Here is a 17434-nt window from a genome sequence, read left to right on the forward strand (position 1 = left end):
CATTATTCCATCCATTGGTAGACCGGATATTACTGGTCGGTTGTTATCATGCGCCAGTTTCATGAAATCTATTCCGATTTGAAAAAAAGATTGCAAAAGCCGACCTGTCGGCATCAGAAAATGTGTAAACCAAGCGCGAAAACCATCTTTTTTACAATGCTTCCGCTTATTTTTTCCTTTCGCCCGAAAAAATTTCATAAAAAAAGACTCCGTTATTTGAAAATCTTTCATATGGCGACCCATTCAGTCGACTATATGAAAGACTCCCAAAAACGAAGCCTGTTAAACCGTTTCAGCCAAAACTTGATCCAAGCGGCTAAGCATGATCGGGATGGCTTTATTTCGATTGCGAACGATCCCCTAGTGCAAACGTAATTTCCGCTTCACAAACGATTTCCCCGTTCACTGTAGCCGTCGCTTGGCCTTTGCCGATGCTTCCTCTAACCCGCACAAGTTCCACTTCAAGGCGAAGCTGATCTCCAGGTTTTACTTGCTTTTTAAAACGGCATTTGTCGATTCCGGCAAAAAAAGCGAGCTTTCCCCGGTTTTCTTCCTTATTCAAAACCGCCACTGCTCCTACTTGAGCCAGCGCCTCTACAATAAGTACTCCCGGCATGACAGGGTAATCGGGAAAATGGCCGTTAAAAAATTCTTCATTGCCCGTTACGTTTTTAATTCCCACCGCTCTTTTGCCGTCTTCCAATTCTTCGATCCGATCAATCAGCAAAAACGGATAGCGGTGCGGGATAATGTCTTTGATCTGTTGCAAATCCAACATGCACCTTATGCCTCCTTAGACAATAACAAGTCCTTTATCGTCGAAAATAAATTCATCCACATCGATGGCTTTAAAACATCCATCGGCTTCCCATGCCCAATGACGCTATAGCCGATGACCGCCCCAACAAACGCTGTGAATGCAACTAAGAAAAGATTCACTATAAATCGTCCCAGGGGCGTTAATTTCTTTTTCTTTCTAACTTTTCTCTGCTGTTCTGTCATAAGATCACCTTTAGCGAAGACTATTCACAAGCCCCATCATTTGATCGCCAAGAGTAACCGACCGGGATTGAAATTGATAAGAACGCTGGACGTTGATCATATCCGTCATTTCTTTGGAAATATCGACATTGGACTTCTCAAGCGCTCCTTGTTGAACGCTGATTTCACTGCGAAGAGCCCCCGTTAAATCGCGTGCGACTTCCCCAATGGCTACTGTGCTGTCAGCAGGAAGACCAAGCAAGTTATTTCCTTTTTGTTCTAAATATTGAGGCCTTTCAATGGACACGATTCCCAAATTCACTGCTTGTCCTCCTCCGACCGAAAGCCTTCCCGTTTTATCCACTGTTATGTTTTGACCCGCTTGCCGGTTCAATTGAACAGGCCGATTTTGTTCATCTAACACAGGATATCCTTCGGCTGTGACAAGCATGACTTGATTGCCGTTCACAGGGGAAAGACAAAAAGCACCATTTCGCGTAAAACGAATCTCTTCCCGCCCATTTTCCTGAACCAAAACTTTAAAGTATTGATTTTCATTTGTCAATGCCAAGTCCAAGGAACGTCCCGTTGTTTGAATAGGTCCCAATTTCGTATTCATTTTGGTTTGGGCCAATTTGGCTCCCGTTCCCAATCGAATCCCTTCCGGTGTCATTCTTCCTATCTCTCTGTTTGGGTAAAGCTGATTCTGAAACTGTTGGACTAGCAGGTCGGAAAAAGTGGCTTCACGGCTTTTAAAGCCATTCGTGTCAGCGTTCGCTAAATTGTTGCTAATGACGTCCAGCTGTTTTTGCAATTGGCCCAATGTATTAGTAGCATTGATCATTATGCGGTTCACTGCTGCTCCTCCTCTTCAGGCGACTAATTGATTCTCCCCACTTCATTGACGGCTTTGTCCATGCTGCGGTCATAAGCCTGCAACACCTTCTGATTCGACTCATACGCACGATAAGCGGCTAACATATCGGTCATGGTTTGAGCGGCATCCACGTTGGATCGTTCCGTAAATCCTTGCTGAATTCGAAAGCGGATATTATTCACTTGAAAAGCGTTTGGAAGCGTCCCGTTATCCAAACGATAAAGCCCATCCCCTTCTTTGACTAAAGAGTCGGGATTGGCCGCATAAGACACGCCTAATTGCGCCACATACTCCCCATTATCAAAAATTCGCCCTTGTTCGTCAATTTTCAAATTATCTGTTTGAACCCTGATTGGATTTCCGTTCGTATCGAGAACATTCAAACCGTCAGCCGTTGTCAAATAGCCAAGTCCATTGACAGTAAAATTTCCATTGCGTGTATACCGTATGCCATTTGGCCCCTGGACAGCAAAAAAGACCGTTCCCTTTGAATTAGCCCCTTGATTTCCCGGCACGAATATATCCAACAGCGCCAAATCGGTTTTGTTTCCTGTTTCCTGCAAGTCTCCTTGAACAAAGTTGGGAATGGTTTCTTGCATATAGACACCCGTATTTAAGCTCCCAACCGTTGTATAAGAAGGGATTTTCGCCAGCTTGCCATATTCGTCCAAGCGGCTTAACAGCATTTCCGGAAAAGCCCGAAGCGAGGATTTATCCGTTTTATATCCTGGCGTATTAGCATTAGCCATATTATTCGTCAGCAGCTCTGTTCTTCTTTGTTGAGCGATCATGCCCGAAGCCGCTGTATAAAACCCTCTGAACATATTGATTCACCTCTGCAATGGATTGCTGGTTTTATTATACAGGAAACCATTTGGCAATGCTTTCTCTTTTTTAGAAAAAAATTCATCCCTGCCAACTGTAGTAGAAGTCCATGCCCGCCATATGGCTTGCATCCTTAAATGAATTTCCGATTGGATATTTTATCAATATGATCCAAAATGACTCCCGTACCTACCGCTACACAACTCATCGGATTTTCAGCAATGAGCACCGGCACTTTTAATTCATCCGAAAGCAGCTGGTCAATGCCGTGAAGCAGCGCTCCTCCTCCTGTCAGCATCACTCCGCGGTCAATGATATCAGCAGAAAGCTCCGGCGGCGTTTTTTCTAACACGTTTTTGGCTGCTTGGACAATGGATACAACGGACTCTCTTAAAACCCCTTCAATTTCTTTCGAGTTAATCGTTAAAGTTCGTGGAAGGCCAGTGACCATATCGCGGCCGCGGATATCCATTTCTTCATTATGACCATCCGGATATACCGTTCCGATGGTCATTTTAATTTGTTCTGCCGTACGCTCTCCAATCAGCAGCTTATACTCTTTTTTTATGTAATTTAAAATTTCCATATCAAAGTTGTCGCCTGCTATTTTAATGGACTCGGAAGTAACAATGTCCCCCATCGAAAGCACCGCAATGTCGGTCGTTCCTCCGCCGATATCCACCACCATGTTGCCGCTCGGCTGAAAGATATCCATTCCCGCCCCGATTGCGGCTACTTTCGGTTCTTCTTCTAAATAGACTTTTTTCCCGCCGCTCTTTTCAGCTGCTTCCCGGATCGCTTTCTGTTCCACGCTCGTGATATTCGTCGGGCAGCAGATTAAAATTCGCGGTTTGGATATAAGTCCGCTTACGTTTAACTTATTTAAGAAATGTTTCAACATGGATTCTGTAATGTCAAAATCAGCAATCACTCCGTCTTTTAACGGCCGAATAGCGACAATATTGCCCGGAGTTCTTCCGACCATACGCCTCGCTTCTTCTCCGACTGCCAGCACTTTTCCTGAATTTCGGTCAATCGCAACGACTGATGGTTCATTTAACACAATTCCTTGTCCTTTTACATGAATAAGCACATTGGCCGTCCCCAGGTCAATCCCGATATCCTTTGAAAACATGTTGTATAAGGGCTCCTTTCCTCTTTTCTTCCATTTATGTACAATTTTTTGAAATGAAGTTCTATATCCCCAATTATCTATTTTATCATAAATGTTTTTCCAAAAGGAGAGCGAAAAAGACATGAAACTGAAAAAGAGGTGACCTTTGCAGCAACAGGTCACCTCTTTCCCCTTACCGCTTCAAAGCGGCAGGATTATGCCCGCGGTACTTTTTCTTTGTCGCTTCTCCACCCCGCAGGTGGCGGATCGATTTATGGTAATCTAATATGGCTTTCACTTCATTAGCTAGTTCAGGATTTATTTCAGGCAATCGTTCCGTTAAATCTTTGTGGACAGTACTTTTGGATACGCCAAACTCCTTCGCGATCACGCGAACCGTTTTTCTCGTCTCCACGATATACTTTCCAATCTTGATCGTTCTCTCTTTGATGTAATCGTGCACACCACTCGCCCTCCCTAAATTGGATGTGAGAAGTGTGAAATGAGACTCGCTTTCACTTCATTTAAGTACTGTATTCCCGCATGAAAATAAATTGGTGGTCCTCCCCCGCGCATGCGGCAGAAAGCGAGATCGCTTTCTATCTTTACCACGACTGATCAAGTCTTTTTGCCTTTGGATATTTGCTTTTTTAACGATTCCTCACCTCAAACACTCTCTCTAATTTTTGTGCAGGTTTGTAATCATTTTATTAGCTTGGTTAAAAATATATGCACGAAATCAGTATTAAGGACAAGGCATGAAGGGACTTTTTTACGGGCGGATACAGAATCAGTCGTGAAAATCAGCGTGGCAGTTCAAAAAACGGATGGATTCCTTCTTCTAGGTTCAAATGAAAATAAAAAAACAGAGAGTTATTCCGTTCACTCTCTGTACATCTATAAATTACTGGATGGTTTTGTTGAGATATTGTTCAGGATTTAAAGGAGTGTTGTTTTTGCGAATTTCAAAATGGACATGAACACCCGCTTTTTCGTTAAACACACTGTTTCCTGCTTTTCCGATCACTTGCCCCTGTTTTACATTTTCGCCTTCTTTGACTTGTATGTCTTTCACAGATTGATATTGTGTGACAATTCCTTTTTCATGTTCAATTTCAATGACATTGCCAAGCAAAGCATCTTCTTGAATGTTCGTTACTTTTCCGCTCAACGCCGCCGTTACATCGAAGCTTTTTCCATCTTTCACACCAATATCAATTCCTGTATTGGGATAATACGTATTGTTATAAACTACTAGTGCGGCTTCTTGTTCCTTTTGGGAAGCGTTTTTGTCATAAAATTTTTGCTTAATAACGGCTTCATCCGGATTTTCCAATGGAAGCTTCACGGTTTCCATCGCCGTATTGACTTCCACCGAAGGCTCACGGCTGCTGTTGTCAGCGGATTGTTGTTGGCCCTGATCTTTCGTCGCATTGTTATCTTCAGTTGTTTGATACCATACAATACCGGCTATTAAAAGGGCAGCAATGACAAGATATAAGCTCGGAAATACCCAACGTTTTTTAAAGAAAGTTTTCATCCTTAGAGAAATTCGTTTCTTTTCTTCCTCTCTCACTTTTCATCACCTCAGCTACCATTTTGAACAGGCCGGGTGAATTCTATACCTTTTTTCAAAAAATTTTTTTACTTTTTATTTTTCGATAATCCATTTAAAATTATTCACGTAATCGCGACACCATATTCTGGGGTTTTATATTATAAGGTTAAAAAAAGGCAGCATTTCCCGAATAATGGTCCCATCCAGAAAATGCTGCCTGTCTTGTCTTCCAAAGAAGTGAGTCTCATTATGAAAAAGGCGAAGATCCCTCACCTTTTAAGGAATCGCCGTTTTCTTTCCGTTTTCACTTGATTTTTGCGCGGTGATCCGGTTTTTCAAATAATCGTCTGAAGAGGCAATTTGCACATGTTGATAATAATATTTTAAAATCTGTATGTAATTTTTCCCTTCTTTTGCCATTCCATTAGCACCGTATTGGCTCATACCAACCCCGTGCCCGTATCCTTTTGTCGTAATCGTCATATGATCGCCTTTTATCACCCAGGAAAAATCTGCAGATTTCAGCCCAAGCTTTTCCCTTATCTCCCTTCCCGTAAATTCTTTCCCAGCAATCAAGACTTTCCCGACTCGATTGCCAGCTGTCCGTTGGATGACAGTACCGGCATCTTTTTTATTTTTTAAATGAACCCCTAATTTTTTTTCAAACTCTTTTACGGGGATGACCGTCTTGGAGTAATATTGCGGAGATTTTTTATCCCATGGGCTTTTGACGCTTTTTAAATACGGTATCGGCTGTTTCCAATAATCCTCCGAGTTTTCCGTATAACCGTTGCTTGTCGAAAAAAACGAAGCTAAGATAGGTTCTCCATTATAAGTTAAAATTTTTCCGGCCGTTTGGCCCACCGCTTCTTCTATTTTTTTCATCTTCCACTGATAATCTTTTCCCCATATTTGTTTTAATTCCTCAGGGCTTTTATACACTTGGTCTTTCACCGTATCGGTAACATCCGCTCCGTCCGGCGCATCAGAACCTTTCATTAATTTTTTGACAATAAATGTTCTAGCCGTTAAGGCTTGCGCTTTTAATGCTTCCATTTCAAAATCCGCAGGCATTTCCGAGGCCACCACACCAGCCACATATTTTTCCAACGGCTCTTTTTCCGTTTTATGAAGTTGGGATCTATATACCGCCACTTCTACGCTTGATTGTTTTTCCAACTGAGACTGGCTCTTATCCGCTGAAATCTTTTCAGTCATTTTTCCGCTCGTCCCTTGATCGGAAAACGGAATGACAAGCAAGGCTGGTATAATCATCGCTGATGTAGTCAGAATAGCTAATAAAATAAACAGTGGGTTCCAGTTCTTCATCATGTATTACGTCCTCCAGTAACGTTTTTTGAGACAGAAAGGGCAATAGCTTTTCTCATCTCCAACATATGGCGGAGGACAAGCTTTTATGTCAGAAATTTGTTGAATAGAGTCCGGAGCATCGGGGCATAATGGTGGATGGATTCTTTTTCGAACGGGGAAATAAAAGAGACCGCCCGTTGGTGGAAAACATGAAAAAAGCCCGCTTTCTATCACAAGCGGGCCGGCCATCACGCTTTCACATCTGTGATGGCAACTTTTTCCGTCAAGGTTTCTTGGTCTTCTTCGTTAACGCGGATAATATCGGCTCCCAGTGAGGCCAGCTTACCATGGAAATTCACATATCCCCGGTCCAAATGCTTTAATTCCGTTACACGGGTATAGCCGTCAGCGACTAAGCCTGCAAGTATCAACGCAGCTGCTGCACGCAAATCGGTAGCCGTTACTTCAGCTCCCTGAAGTTTGCATGGACCGTTAATAATAACGGAATGTCCTTCAATTTTAATGTTCGCATTCATGCGTCGGAATTCTTCCACATGCATAAACCGGTTTTCAAATACAGTTTCCGTAATCACACTGGTACCTTCTGCTTTCAGCAAAAGAGCCATCATTTGTGATTGCATGTCTGTCGGGAAACCGGGATGCGGCATCGTTTTAATGTCCACAGCTTTTAACTTTTCCGGACCGATGACTCGGATGCCGTTCGCTTCTTCAATGACAGTCACGCCCATTTCTTCCAATTTGGCAATAAGAGAGGTAAGATGCTCAGGAACGGCTCCTTGAACCAGTACATTTCCTCCCGTAATAGCCGCAGCTGTCATAAAAGTGCCGGCTTCGATTCGGTCTGGAATAATGGCATGTTCCGCCCCGGTTAAATAATCAACGCCTTCTACACGAATCGTACCAGTACCTGCTCCTCTAACATTTGCTCCCATTTTATTGAGAAAATTCGCTAGATCGACAATTTCCGGTTCTTTGGCGCAGTTTTCAATGATCGTTGTTCCTTCTGCCAATACAGCAGCCATCAATATATTTTCGGTCGCTCCTACACTAGGAAAATCAAGGTAAATTTTCGCACCTTTTAATCGGCCGGGAACTTCTGCTTCTATAAAACCGTTGCCAACTTTGACAACAGCCCCCATTGCTTCAAAGCCTTTTAAATGCTGATCGATCGGTCTGGATCCAATTGCACAGCCACCTGGAAGGGCTACCCGCGCTTTACCTGTACGGGCAAGCAACGAGCCCATGACTAATACAGACGCCCTCATTTTTCGTACATATTCAAACGGGGCCTCTACAAAAACCTCTCTAGATGCGTCTACTATGATTGTATTGTCTTCAAAGTTCACGTCACAGTTTAAATGACGCAGCACTTCGTTAATGGTATACACATCGGAGAGAGCAGGTACATCACGAATGATACTTTTTCCTTTACTTGCTAATATTGTTGCAGCGATAACAGGGAGAACGGCGTTTTTTGCGCCTTCCACTTTCACTGTGCCGTTCAGCCTTTTTCCGCCGCGGACGATGATTTTTTCCAAGAGTATTCCCCTCCGCGTCCTAATTCTCTATATTAATATTCAACTGTAATGATTGGTGTGCCAATGACAAAGGATGTATTGGCGTCCAATTGTTCTCTTAATCCAATTTGCAAATTCATCCGTTTTTCTTTCAGAGGTAAGCTCTGACTGAATTGTTTTGAATAAGCTGAAATGGAATAGAGATCGTCTTCTTTCAGTGCTTCCGTTTCTTTTGCATTTAATGCCGTCATCATAGAGGAAACTTGATTTGACAAAACTTCCTTAAGTTTACCATTGAACTTCCCCTTTATACAAGAGAAAACCAGAGGGTGGTGAATAAAAATTTTCGAGTAATTTTCTTCAAACCCTCCATGAATAAAAGAAAGATTTTCTTTTTTCAGGTCACTTCCTTCAACTGTATAAAGGACATACGATTGTTCGTTTTCATTGGAAACAATTTGAATGGTTTGGCGGATATTTTCTTTGGTTGATACAGCAGAGTATGAACTCTCATTACTATTTGTATTTTTGGACCAAGCCCAGTGTGAAAACTCCGCCTGAAGCTTCCGTACAGTTTGTCCAATTTTTTCACTTTGAATCGGTTCCCTCGTGTGTAAAGACCATGAAGAAATCGTTCCATTCATACTTTCCGCCAGATTAGCAAGTGTTTCGATTTCCGGTTTCGGATTCACCGCTATCGTGTTTTTCCCCAAAAGTACGATTGAAAAACCCATTATGCCAATAATAATGACGAAAATGATATAATTTCCTTTCATACATCTTCTCCCCTTTGGTAACAGTGTTTCCGGTTACCTGGGAGAAATACGTGGGAATAATCGTCATCTTTCAACAATGAGTCTTGTGTACATTTTCACTTGCTAATCAAGCAAACAGCAGTTTAAAAAAACTGCATCCAAAGAAAATAATAAATAAAATTTTTAAAAATTCAAGTGTGAAGAACGAACTAAATTCTCAGGACCATAAAAATTGAAAATCGATTCATTTTCCCTATGATCAAGAGGAATCGTCATCTTTCCGGCCGCTTTTCCGATCCAAAAAAACAGAAATTATTGAAACATCATTGGCAGCCGCTGCGACCATAGCAAATAATCCAAGAAAAATTGGCTGACCACTGAACCAATAGCAATTGTCAACAAGACGTATAACAGCCTGGCTTGAAAGACTCTATTGGGTTTAATCAGCTTCTCAAACCTTAGCGCTTGCAAAGCCCAAAATGTAATCGCTATAAACACCAAATGGGAAAGAATGCTGAGGAGCGCTTGTTGTCCAAATTGTGCAACCATCCTGACCTCTCCTTCCAGGTTTTCCACCTGCCAGCTATTGTAGCATAAATCTTGCATAGAGAACGACTGTCATTCCACTTTCTAATCGATGATCCATCCTTGCCGATGATTGGCCGAACAACATGGTCTCTTCTTGAGAATGATGGTTTCATTCTTTTGAAAAAAGAGATTTGATTTCCTCATGAATCATTCCTATTCTTTCGATTCAATCAAAAATCAACAGGTCAACCTTCCTCTCACTCTAAAGACCATGCCTTCTCTTTCCTGCTTCCATATTTTTCGTTCCAAACTCCCGCTGATATGACCATTTTTTCCATAAAATCAGCCTTTATTCCGTTTAACGTCTTACCTAAAATAAACGAAAAAAGTCAGCAACCATTCTTTTTTACGGTGAGCAATAGATAAACGAAAAGCAGAATGATCATTTCATTAGTCCGATAAAAAAGCTGATCCAAACAAGAAAGCGGAAATTTCCTGTTCAGATCAGCCTAGGTTGGTCATTCCAATTATTTATGTTTGTATATATTGATGCGGTTCACAGCCCGCTTTAATGCTAATTCTGCCCTCTTATTATCCATGTTTTCTTGCCGCAGACGGCGCTCTGCTCGTTCTTTTGCTGCTTGAGCACGTTCAATATCAATATCTTCCGCCCTTTCAGCAGCTTGCGCCAAAATCGTCACTCGATCAGGACGTACTTCCAAAAAGCCTCCGCTGACAGCAATCCATTGTGTTTTATTGCCATTTTTCAAACGAACAGCACCGATTTCTAAAGGAGCAACCAACGGAATATGTCCGGGTAAGATACCGAGCTCCCCACTGGTCGCTCTGGTACTTACCATTTCCGCTTCTGATTCATGAACCGGGCCATCAGGAGTGACGACAGTGACTTTCATTGTTTTCATATGAATACCTCCTGAACCCTTTTATTATACTTCTACTCCCATTTCTTTCGCTTTTTCGATTACATCTTCGATCGGACCTACAAGACGGAATGCATCTTCCGGAAGATGGTCATATTTTCCTTCCAGAATTTCTTTGAACCCTCTTACCGTTTCTTTTACAGGCACATAGGAACCAGGTTGTCCCGTAAATTGTTCCGCCACGTGGAAGTTTTGCGATAAGAAGAATTGAATGCGGCGAGCGCGATGTACAACAAGTTTATCTTCGTCGCTTAATTCATCCATCCCTAAAATGGCGATGATATCTTGCAATTCTCTGTATCGTTGCAGCGTTTGCTGAACTTGGCGAGCCACTTTATAATGCTCTTCGCCGACGATTTCAGGTGTCAACGCCCGAGACGTAGAAGCAAGCGGGTCTACTGCCGGATAGATCCCCATTTCAGAAAGTTTCCGTTCAAGGTTGGTGGTTGCATCCAAGTGAGCGAAAGTAGTCGCTGGAGCCGGGTCAGTGTAGTCATCGGCAGGCACATAAATTGCTTGAATCGATGTAACCGAACCAACATTTGTGGACGTAATCCGTTCTTGAAGCTGTCCCATTTCCGTTGCCAACGTAGGTTGATAACCTACCGCAGAAGGCATACGTCCCAACAATGCGGAAACCTCAGAACCAGCTTGCGTAAACCGGAAAATATTGTCAATGAAGAGAAGCACGTCTTGTCCTTGTTCATCACGGAAATATTCAGCCATGGTAAGACCGGTAAGGGCCACACGCATACGGGCACCAGGCGGCTCATTCATTTGCCCGAACACCATCGCCGTTTTGCTGATAACCCCGGAATCCTTCATTTCATGATAAAGGTCATTACCTTCACGAGTCCGTTCTCCTACACCGGAAAATACGGAAATACCGCCGTGTTCTTGTGCGATGTTGTTAATCAATTCTTGAATTAAAACCGTTTTTCCTACTCCTGCACCGCCGAACAAACCGATTTTACCACCTTTAATATAAGGCGCCAACAAGTCGACTACTTTAATTCCGGTTTCCAATATTTCCACTTCGGTAGAAAGTTGTTCAAATTTTGGCGCTGGACGATGAATAGGATCGCGGCGGGCATCTTCAGGAATTGGTTCATCTAAATCGATGGTTTCCCCTAATACGTTAAATACCCGTCCTAATGTTACGTCTCCGACAGGAACGGAGATCGGTTTTCCTGTATCGATTACTTCCATTCCGCGTTGCAGACCGTCTGTGGAAGCCATGGCAATCGTACGAACCGTATCATCGCCTAAGTGAAGCGCTACTTCCAAAACGAGATCGATACTTACTTCCGATTCCGTCTTTGCTTCATATTGCACTTTTAACGCATTGTATATGTCGGGAAGCTTGCCGCTCTCGAACTTCACGTCAACTACTGGACCCATTACTTGAATAACGTGTCCTTTGCTCATCATGTTCCCTCCTAACTAGCTTTTAGCAGATCAAAGACTGCCTCATTCAAAAATTCTATCGCTTGTTTCCGCAACGAACTAGAGTTACTCCAATGCAGCGGCACCGCTGACAATTTCCGTAATTTCTTGGGTAATAGAAGCTTGGCGTGCACGGTTGTATGACAGCGTTAAGGTATCGATTAATTCCAAAGCATTATCCGTTGCATTTTTCATAGCTGTCATCCGCGATGAATGTTCACTTGCTTTGGCATCTAAAATGGCGCCAAAGATTAAACTTTCCGCATACTGCGGCAGCAGCACATCCAACACATCTTCCGCCGAAGGTTCAAATTCGTAAGAAGTAAGCTTATTGGATGCTGTAATATCGGTCAATGGCAAAAGCTGCTTCTCTGTCACTTCATTCGCAATGGCACTAATATAATGGGTGTAGTACATATGCAGTTCATCGAACGTTCCATCTATAAATAAGTTCACGGTCTTATTTGCGATGTTCCGAATTTCAGCGAAACTCGGATGATCAGGCACTCCCACCATGTCATAGACAACATTCATTCCTCTGTTTACAAAGAAGTCTCTGCCCACTCGTCCAAGTACAATAATGGCGTACTCATCATCAGATTGATGGCGTTTCTTAATTGTATTGTAAACGCGGCGAAGAACGTTGCTGTTATATGCGCCCGCCAAACCCCTGTCTGAAGTAATCACCAGATACCCGGTTTTTTTAACGGGGCGGGAGACCAGCATCGGATGTTTAATATCTTTGCTTCCAGCCGCAATGCTGGCAACGACGTCCTGCATTTTTTCCATGTACGGAACAAATGATTTCGCATTTTTCTCCGCACGGTTGAATTTTGAAGCGGAAACCATTTGCATTGCCTTGGTGATATGGCTTGTTTTCTTTGTAGTATTAATACGAGTTTTTATATCGCGTAACGATGCCATCCGTTCTCACCACCCTTATACTTAATGAATTCCATTTTGTTACTCGGATTTCGCAAAGGTTTTCTTAAAGCCGTTAATGGCTCCTGCCATCTCTTCGTCGCTCGGCAAGTTACCTGTGGAACGGATTTGATCAAGCACCGCTTGTCCGTTTTCATCCAGCCAGGCGTAAAACTCGTTTTCAAAGCGGCGGATATCTTCTACCGGGATGTCATCTAAAAATCCGCGAGTCAACGCATAGAGAATCATGACTTGTTTTTCTACTTTGATTGGTTTATTTAAATCTTGCTTTAATACTTCTACGGTACGGGCACCACGAGCCAATTTTGCTTGAGTCGCTTTATCAAGATCAGAACCGAATTGAGCAAATGATTCCAATTCACGATAGGATGCCAAGTCCAAACGCAAAGTACCGGCCACTTTTTTCATGGCTTTAATTTGAGCGGCTCCCCCTACACGAGATACAGACAAACCAGCGTTAATAGCCGGGCGTACACCGGAGAAGAATAAATCCGATTGCAAGAAAATTTGTCCATCTGTGATGGAAATAACGTTTGTTGGGATATAGGCCGAAATATCCCCTGCTTGTGTTTCAACAAACGGCAATGCTGTCAACGAACCAGAGCCTTTCGCATCGCTAAGTTTTGCAGCACGTTCAAGTAAACGAGAGTGAAGATAGAATACATCCCCCGGATATGCTTCACGACCAGGTGGACGACGGAGCAGCAAGGAAAGTTCACGGTACGCAGCAGCTTGTTTGGATAAATCGTCATAAACGACCAACACATGCTTGCCGTTGTACATGAATTCTTCGCCCATCGCAACGCCGGCATAAGGTGCCAAATACAATAACGGTGCTGGTTGTGATGCAGAAGCTGTCACCACGATCGTGTAATCTAATGCGCCATTTTTGCGCAGCGTTTCAACCGTTGTCCGAACCGTCGATTCTTTTTGACCGATTGCCACATAAATACAAATCATGTTTTGGTCTTTTTGGTTGATAATCGTGTCAATCGCGATGGATGTTTTACCTGTTTGACGGTCCCCGATAATTAACTCCCGTTGTCCTCTTCCGATCGGTACAAGAGCGTCAATGACTTTAATACCTGTTTGAAGAGGTTCATGAACAGATTTACGATCCATTACCCCTGGAGCAGGACTTTCAATTGGACGAGTTTTTTTCGTATTAATCGGTCCAAGACCATCAACCGGTTGTCCGAGAGGATTTACAACACGACCAATGAGTTCTTCTCCAACCGGAACTTCCATAATACGTCCTGTACGACGAACTTCGTCTCCTTCACGAATATCCGTATATGGTCCTAAAATGACGATCCCTACGTTATTTTCTTCCAAGTTCTGCGCCAATCCCATAACGCCATTTGAAAACTCCAAAAGCTCGCCAGCCATGACATGATCAAGGCCGTGGGCACGAGCAATACCGTCACCGACCTGGATGACAGTGCCTACATCATTTACTTCCATATCCGCCTGATAATTTTCGATTTGCTTTCTTATCAGCGCGCTGATTTCTTCAGCTTTGATGCTCATGCGTTTCACCCCTTCTTATTTATAGAGCAGAATGAAAGGAAATAGCGTTATAGTTGTCGTCCCGCTATTTCACGCCATTCATTCAACGAATAAGCGAGAGACTCTGCAACGAGTGCTGCTCGCCGTTTAATGATTTATACGTATACGTTGTATAGTCTAGCTAATCAATTGTTTTAACCGATCAAGCTTTCCGCGAAGGCTGCCGTCAATAATGCGATTCCCGATTCTGACTTTCAAGCCTCCTAAAAGCTTCGGATCCACAACATTTTCAATTTTCAAAGTTTGCTTCCCGACTTTTTCAGCCAATACAGCTGACAGTGAAGATTTTTCTTCTTCATTTAATGGGCGTACACTCGTCACCGTCGCTTCTGCAATTCCACGCTCGTTATTGGCCAAGGCTATGTATTCTTCAGCCATTTCCAACAGGTGATCTTCGCGGTGGTTTTCCATCATAAGAAGCAATGTATTGACAATAAACGGAGAAGCAGTTGAAAACGCCTGTTTAACTAATTCTTTCTTTTTGGACATGTCCACTTTCGGCAGTTTCAAGAAGAACAGCAATTCCGGAGTTTGCTGTAAAACCTCTTTTACTACACTCATCTGTTCCCCAATCAGAGCTACTTGATCGTTCTCTTTTGCAACTTGGAAAAGAGCTGCCGCATAGCGATTGGCTACTATAGAATTACTCATCGCCCTTCTCCTGCCTCTTTAATAAAATCTTGGATTAATTTTTCTTGATCTTGCTCGCTCAATTCTTTTTCAATGACTTTCGAAGCAATCAATACAGATAAAGAGGCCACTTGATCACGCAATTCTGCCACTGCTTGTTCTTTTTGACGATTGATTTCAGCTTTTGCGGACTCTTTCAAGCGTTCTGCTTCTTGTCTAGCTGCGGCAATAATCTCATCTTTTTGCCGTTCACCTTGTTTTTTGGCATTTTCGATTAGAGCTTGGGCATCTTCTCTAGCTTTTTTCAGTTCTTGACGAGTTTCTTCTAAAAATTTATTCGCTTCAACACGGCTCTTTTCCGCCGCTTCAATTTCATTCGCAATATGATCTTCGCGCTGTTTCATGATTCCCACGAGCGGGCCCCATGCATATTTCTTTAACAACGCCAATAAAATAATAAACATCAATAATTGGAAGATGATATCTCCACTGTTGATGTGTGCTTCTCCCAATACAAGCGCGTTTGTCAACACGTATTATTCACTCCCTTCAAGAGTCAGCTCCCTAACCATAACAATCCAGCAGGAATACGGTACATAAAGGAATGGCGAAGGTTCGCATGGAATGATCTTCGCCATTTGCAACTTAATTCCAGTGATTATCGATTCAAAACCATGAATGCGATAACTACGGCAATAATCGGAATCGCTTCAACTAACGCTACCCCAATGAACATAACCGTTTGAAGCATCCCGCGTAGTTCTGGTTGACGAGAAATACCTTGTACCGTACGAGATACGATTAAACCGTTACCGACACCTGCCCCAATTGCTGCCAACCCTATTGCAATTGCTGCTGCTATTACACCTAAACTCATGATTAAGTTCCTCCTTTAAAATATATAAAAAGTTCTTCTTTCAAATAATGATATAATGAATTTATGTTTAATGGTCTTGGCTGATTTTATGAGCCATGTAAACCATTGTTAACATCGTGAAAATAAATGCTTGGATTGAACCGACAAAAATACTGAAAGCTTGCCATGCAATTGTCGGAATAATGGCCGCAATAGTGCCACCGACACTTGACGCCAAACCACCGGCCAACAGCGAAAGCAAGATTTCCCCCGCGTAGATGTTTCCGTAAAGCCGGAGCCCCAGAGTCAATGTATTGGCGAATTCTTCGATTATTTTTAAAGGGAATAAAAATTTCATCGGTTCAAAGTATCCCCGTACATATCCGCCAAACCCTTTCATCTTTACGCCGTAATAATGAGTTAATACTACAATCATAACTGCAAGCGTAAGTGTAATGGCAGGGTCGGATGTCGGCGACTTCCACCATAACTTGTGATCTACCACAACGGAAAATGGAAGACCTAGCATATTGGATACAAAAATATACATAATCAAAGTAAGGCCGAGAATATGAAAACGCCCGCCCGTTTTCCAATCCATGTTGCTTTGAATGATATTCTTTACAAAATCCATGATCCATTCCATGAAATTTTGCATTCCTGTCGGTTTCAAAGCAAGCTTCCGTGTGGAGATGACCGCAATTAAGAATACAATTACACTTGCCACTGTGATCATTAAAACATTGGACAGGTTAAAAGTAAGACCCATAAATTCCACTATTGGAGCTTCATGTTCCAATTCTTATCACCTCTCTTCCACGTTACTTAAATTAGAATGGATTCATTAAATCTATCATAATGACATTTACTGCCATTATTTCTATATTGAAATATAAGGAGAAGAATTCAACCCGGAAAGCGAAGGGCAGCAATGAGGCTGTTTTGCCTGTTAGGTAAAACGTCAAGACCTCAGCTTTTTGACAATATCGGACAGGCTCACCGAACCCCCGATAAATTCCAGGCTTGTCCATTGGCAGGCTATGCTTGTATACAAGCTATAGAAAATGCCTTGCGGAGCAGATAAATGGAGAACTGGCAGAATTCACAGTAATAATGCCATTCATAGCTTTCAAATATTTTAACGCACTAATCCCCTGAATTGAAACGGCGTATTGTACGCAGCATCGCCAGTATTCCGGCCGCTAATCCCGATAAAAGCCCAATCACTAAAAACAGAGGTTCTGTTTGGCATTTGCCATCGATCCATCTACCGAGAAATATCCCGATCAAAACAGATCCTGCCAGCTGAGATAAGATGGTGCTGTAGAGAGCCATTGCCCGAAATGGACTTTTATGTTTTTGAGCCATTCATCACCCTCACATTCAAGCGGGAGCTGACCCGAACTTCAAAAAAATACAAGCGTTTTCACCACGCTCAGTTTATTCAAATAACTTCTATTATTTCCTTTGTAAGCATACAATAGAGACCTTGCAATGTCAATGTGTTTACAGTGAAAAAGATCACAAAGCATTCACAAATTTTCACAAAGTTTTCACAAAGTT

20 protein-coding genes are annotated in these 17434 nt (G+C 42.6%); all 20 read right to left on the reverse strand.

The features are described from left to right. Window positions 1-337: 337 nt before the first annotated feature. The 20 genes from fabZ to BSM4216_RS14995 all read right to left on the reverse strand — a co-directional run bounded on the left by fabZ (window position 338) and on the right by BSM4216_RS14995 (window position 17239). A complete protein-coding gene (gene fabZ / locus BSM4216_RS14900; RefSeq protein ID WP_003353316.1) occupies window positions 338-778 on the reverse strand; it encodes a 3-hydroxyacyl-ACP dehydratase FabZ in 441 nt (146 codons plus the stop codon). Window positions 779-783: 5 nt separating this feature from the next. Beyond that, entirely contained in the window at window positions 784-1002 is a 219-nt protein-coding gene (locus BSM4216_RS14905) for a DNA-directed RNA polymerase subunit beta (protein WP_003353317.1), read from the reverse strand. 10 nt (window positions 1003-1012) lie between these two features. Continuing rightward, on the reverse strand, window positions 1013-1837 hold the full coding sequence (locus BSM4216_RS14910) for a flagellar hook-basal body protein (RefSeq protein ID WP_048624224.1): 825 nt from the start codon (window positions 1835-1837) through the stop codon (window positions 1013-1015). Window positions 1838-1860: 23 nt separating this feature from the next. Further along, window positions 1861-2682, reverse strand: coding sequence for a flagellar hook-basal body protein (locus tag BSM4216_RS14915; RefSeq protein ID WP_048624225.1), 822 nt, complete (start codon window positions 2680-2682; stop codon window positions 1861-1863). 134 nt (window positions 2683-2816) lie between these two features. Further along, window positions 2817-3818, reverse strand: coding sequence for a rod shape-determining protein (gene mreB, locus BSM4216_RS14920; RefSeq protein WP_048624226.1), 1002 nt, complete (start codon window positions 3816-3818; stop codon window positions 2817-2819). A 172-nt stretch (window positions 3819-3990) separates the two neighbouring features. Further along, window positions 3991-4260 (reverse strand): sporulation transcriptional regulator SpoIIID, encoded by a 270-nt coding sequence (gene spoIIID, locus BSM4216_RS14925; protein ID WP_003353321.1) that lies wholly within the window; start codon window positions 4258-4260, stop codon window positions 3991-3993. A 441-nt stretch (window positions 4261-4701) separates the two neighbouring features. Then, complete coding sequence (spoIIQ, locus tag BSM4216_RS14930; RefSeq protein ID WP_048624227.1) at window positions 4702-5373, reverse strand: stage II sporulation protein SpoIIQ; 672 nt, start codon at window positions 5371-5373, stop codon at window positions 4702-4704. 258 nt (window positions 5374-5631) lie between these two features. Beyond that, window positions 5632-6687: a stage II sporulation protein D gene (gene spoIID / locus BSM4216_RS14935; RefSeq protein WP_048624228.1), complete on the reverse strand. Its 1056-nt coding sequence runs from the start codon at window positions 6685-6687 to the stop codon at window positions 5632-5634. A 227-nt stretch (window positions 6688-6914) separates the two neighbouring features. Further along, window positions 6915-8225, reverse strand: a complete 1311-nt coding sequence (murA, locus tag BSM4216_RS14940; protein WP_048624229.1) for a UDP-N-acetylglucosamine 1-carboxyvinyltransferase — start codon at window positions 8223-8225, stop codon at window positions 6915-6917. Between the two features lie 32 nt (window positions 8226-8257). Continuing rightward, entirely contained in the window at window positions 8258-8980 is a 723-nt protein-coding gene (locus BSM4216_RS14945; protein WP_048624230.1) for a YwmB family TATA-box binding protein, read from the reverse strand. A gap of 291 nt (window positions 8981-9271) precedes the next feature. Then, window positions 9272-9508 (reverse strand): DUF1146 family protein, encoded by a 237-nt coding sequence (locus BSM4216_RS14950; protein WP_048624231.1) that lies wholly within the window; start codon window positions 9506-9508, stop codon window positions 9272-9274. A 506-nt stretch (window positions 9509-10014) separates the two neighbouring features. Beyond that, window positions 10015-10410 (reverse strand): F0F1 ATP synthase subunit epsilon, encoded by a 396-nt coding sequence (locus BSM4216_RS14955; protein ID WP_003353332.1) that lies wholly within the window; start codon window positions 10408-10410, stop codon window positions 10015-10017. Between the two features lie 24 nt (window positions 10411-10434). Beyond that, window positions 10435-11856, reverse strand: a complete 1422-nt coding sequence (atpD, locus tag BSM4216_RS14960) for a F0F1 ATP synthase subunit beta (RefSeq protein ID WP_048624232.1) — start codon at window positions 11854-11856, stop codon at window positions 10435-10437. Window positions 11857-11940: 84 nt separating this feature from the next. Then, a complete protein-coding gene (gene atpG, locus BSM4216_RS14965) occupies window positions 11941-12798 on the reverse strand; it encodes an ATP synthase F1 subunit gamma (protein WP_048624233.1) in 858 nt (285 codons plus the stop codon). A gap of 39 nt (window positions 12799-12837) precedes the next feature. Further along, entirely contained in the window at window positions 12838-14346 is a 1509-nt protein-coding gene (gene atpA, locus BSM4216_RS14970) for a F0F1 ATP synthase subunit alpha (protein WP_048624234.1), read from the reverse strand. A 156-nt stretch (window positions 14347-14502) separates the two neighbouring features. Beyond that, the gene (locus BSM4216_RS14975; RefSeq protein WP_003353336.1) at window positions 14503-15036 is read right to left on the reverse strand and encodes a F0F1 ATP synthase subunit delta; all 534 of its coding nucleotides are present in this window, start codon (window positions 15034-15036) and stop codon (window positions 14503-14505) included. Then, a complete protein-coding gene (locus tag BSM4216_RS14980) occupies window positions 15033-15548 on the reverse strand; it encodes a F0F1 ATP synthase subunit B (RefSeq protein ID WP_048624235.1) in 516 nt (171 codons plus the stop codon). Before BSM4216_RS14980 ends, BSM4216_RS14975 begins: the two co-directional genes overlap by 4 nt. Window positions 15549-15673: 125 nt before the next feature. Beyond that, a complete protein-coding gene (gene atpE / locus BSM4216_RS14985) occupies window positions 15674-15892 on the reverse strand; it encodes a F0F1 ATP synthase subunit C (protein WP_003353338.1) in 219 nt (72 codons plus the stop codon). 67 nt (window positions 15893-15959) lie between these two features. Further along, entirely contained in the window at window positions 15960-16670 is a 711-nt protein-coding gene (gene atpB, locus BSM4216_RS14990) for a F0F1 ATP synthase subunit A (protein ID WP_003353339.1), read from the reverse strand. A gap of 347 nt (window positions 16671-17017) precedes the next feature. After that, window positions 17018-17239, reverse strand: coding sequence for an AtpZ/AtpI family protein (locus BSM4216_RS14995; protein WP_048624236.1), 222 nt, complete (start codon window positions 17237-17239; stop codon window positions 17018-17020). Between the last annotated feature and the right edge of the window lie 195 nt (window positions 17240-17434).

Origin of the sequence: Bacillus smithii, from assembly GCF_001050115.1 — a bacterium.
GTDB classification, from domain to species: Bacteria; Bacillota; Bacilli; order Bacillales; family DSM-4216; genus Bacillus_O; species Bacillus_O smithii.